The organism is Novipirellula sp. (assembly GCF_041583735.1).
In the GTDB taxonomy this organism is placed as follows: Bacteria; Planctomycetota; Planctomycetia; order Pirellulales; family Pirellulaceae; genus Novipirellula.
Genome location: NZ_JBFHFD010000891.1, coordinates 1 through 2,734, shown reverse-complemented (window position 1 = coordinate 2,734; position 2,734 = coordinate 1). Strand labels below are relative to the sequence as shown.

The window sequence follows — 2,734 nt, the reverse complement described above, 5'->3', positions numbered from 1 at the left end:
TTCCAATTGATCCAGCGGAGTTTCGTTTAGCGTTTGGCAAAGTTCGATGAGTGCTTTCCAAGCCTTTTTGCCATCGTTGGACTTCATCTCGAACCGTGATTTGTATTCGTCGAGATCCGTGCCGAGATATCGCAGCCCTCCATCGGCGCCCGGGTTCCCACTGACTTTCCAACGCGTCCCCTTCGCGTCACCAAAGTTTTCCTGCAAAAAGAGTTTGTCGAATTGTTGGACGCTGACGTACAACCCCCAGCTTTCACCATTGATCACGACGTGCACAAAGTTCGCTTTGGGCGTAGGGATATAATCGCGAGCGATATGGGAATAGACGACCGAGCTCATCATCGACGGATCGCCGTGACAATTCAACAGGTTCAGTGTTTTGTAGCCATACAGTCGTTGATCTTCATCCGCCATATCGAGCGAGACGTTCAAGGGACGTTTGCTGCCGCGAGACACATGGCCATACGACGACATCCCGCGAAAATGGACGCCCACGTTGGGATAGACTTTGCCATCGACTTGCATCTGAGCTGCGACGTCGACATCGGTTCCATGGAAATCTTCGAGTTCCATTTCCCAGTCTTCGTTTTCAAATTCCAGGAACACGGTACGCAAGACCGTGGTGTCATAGAGAGGTTTGTCGGGGTAATTCGCAACGTCCGCAGGGGAGACCTGCGGTCCAGGGGTGCCAGGTTCGGTTGCGGGGCCACGTCCACGCATTCCTCCGGGACCACGCATCCCGCCAGGCCCACCTGCGCCGGGTGCCTGTCGGTTTGCAGCGGATGCGGTGTCTTGTTGAATGCTTTTGCGAGCAACGGATCGCTCGGAATGATCGAGCCATCCATTTTCGTCTTGATCAAATTGGTCCAACAATTTGCGTTCTTCGCGATTGGGACCACCCGGACCACCGGGACCTCGCATGCCGGGGCCTCGCATGCCGGGGCCGCCGGAGCCGAAGTCCAACGAACCTGGGGGCTGCGCGTATGCGATAACGCCGAGCACCAAGCCGGTGCACGCAACTAAACAAGCAGGGACAAGTAATCGCTTCATGAGGATAGGTTCCTGGGCTGTGAGAAAAATTTATCGGCCTTGACGAAGTTCGACACTCTGGACGCCTTCGATCAGATTCAATTGGTTGATTAAGTCCGTGGGTTTGGCATCGGGTAGCAAACGAACGCGGTAGTTCAGATCGAGTGACGCACCTTGTTTACTGGTTCCTCCAGACGTCAATTCAACCTTGCTAAGCAACCGTTCAAAAACGCTTCCGAGCATCGTTTCGGGGTCGCGTCCGATTCCCAGTCGAATCGACAATCGGGCGTCACCGGCAAATCCGTTTTCGCTTCCTTGCCGTGGTCGGACCAAAAATGCGGCGATTCCGGTCACCGCCATGCCAACGATGGCGACAATCAAACGATCCGCACCCACGGCCATCCCCACCAAAACGGCAAAGATGACAAAGGTGATGTCATGGGTGTCTTCGACCACCGTGCGAAAGCGAACGATCGACAAGGCGCCAACCAATCCGAAGGCCCAGGCGACGTTTTGGCCAATCACCAACGGCAACATCGCGCATAAGATCGCCAACAGCACCAGCGTTGCGGGAAAGGTCGGCATGATCTTGTCGCTCGGCCGCACCCAGCGATAGATTCCAGCGATCGTACAACCACATAGAAACGCCACGACCAAGCGGACCGCCATCTGCAACGCCGTGCTCTGATCCGGTGTCCCCACCGCTTCGGTTAACCAAATTGGCATGTCGCCACCTCCTCTGCAGACGCGGTTTCCGCCAATTGCGGCGCGGTTAATTTCGTTTGGGTGACTTTTGGTTCGGTTGCTTTGGGGTCGGCGACTTTGTGTTCGGTGGAATGTAGCGAACGGTACATCGCCGCACATTGATCCACTGGGCAACACAAAACACACTCCCGATACATCGACGTCGGGTTGGGCAGCAGCGCAAATTCATAGATCAGTGATTTAAAAATAGCAGGGAGCGAAACAGAATACTTCATCCGCACCAAATGCATTGGGATTGGGGTGGATGGGTTTTGGTCGGGATTGACCAAGTCGGAAAACACTTGGCAGCGGATATTTCGGTCGATGGTCAAACGAAGCGGGCCCTCGATCGAATCCGCATTGAATGCGAGTCGGTCGAATCGGACGTTCAAGCTTCGCCGCAGTCCCCGTTTGATGATGTTTTTATGGAACCAAGTCGCTTCCCATGTTTTGTCCGCGACGTTCAACTCGAGTCGTTTTAGTTCGCTCGACGGGACGATGCTGCGGCGCAGTTTGGTCGTCTGTTTCTCACGCCGCTGTTGCTCGAGGAACACGTCCCAAGCATGGTCGATACGGCGCACCCGATAAATCGTTTTGTCGATGGTTTTGGCTTTTGTTTTCGTTTTCGTTTTGGCCGGACGATGCCAATTTTCGGTGTCATAAAACAGGTCGCTGACGTCGTTGGAAGCCGGAGGATCCATCCGGCGGGAAGCCGATTCGATCAAGGCCGCCGCGGCGACGTCATCCAGGACGAAGGTGCGCTCGTAACGGGGAAGGAATTTCAATTTCTGTCTCTCTGGGGGGCGTGCTCATCGGACTCGTTGCGAAGCGTCATTTCGGCTTTCCGATTCGGTGGCATCTAGACATGCGTCAAAACACCCCCCCCTGGGCCAAATTTTTTTAACGAATGTCGGTCCGCCTCGACTCGATGAGCCCCTTTTGAAGAAAGGGGACCACGAGG

3 protein-coding genes are annotated in these 2,734 nt (G+C 54.8%); all 3 read right to left on the bottom strand.

The window, feature by feature from the left end; genetic code table 11:
• Positions 1-1,050, bottom strand: a 1,050-nt coding sequence (locus ABX962_RS34235) for a CotH kinase family protein (RefSeq protein WP_372726150.1), incomplete at its 3' end; no start/stop codon positions are given.
• Between the two features lie 30 nt (positions 1,051-1,080).
• The gene (locus ABX962_RS34230) at positions 1,081-1,755 is read right to left on the bottom strand and encodes a DUF4956 domain-containing protein (RefSeq protein WP_372726149.1); all 675 of its coding nucleotides are present in this window, start codon (positions 1,753-1,755) and stop codon (positions 1,081-1,083) included.
• Entirely contained in the window at positions 1,740-2,558 is an 819-nt protein-coding gene (locus tag ABX962_RS34225) for a VTC domain-containing protein (protein ID WP_372726148.1), read from the bottom strand. The genes ABX962_RS34230 and ABX962_RS34225 overlap by 16 nt, the downstream gene beginning before the upstream one ends.
• Positions 2,559-2,734 lie beyond the last annotated feature (176 nt).

Bases quoted from the DNA above. Each gene is read 5' to 3' on its own strand.
- ABX962_RS34230 (WP_372726149.1), bottom strand. From the start codon at position 1,755: ATGCCAATTTGGTTAACCGAAGCGGTGGGGACACCGGATCAGAGCACG.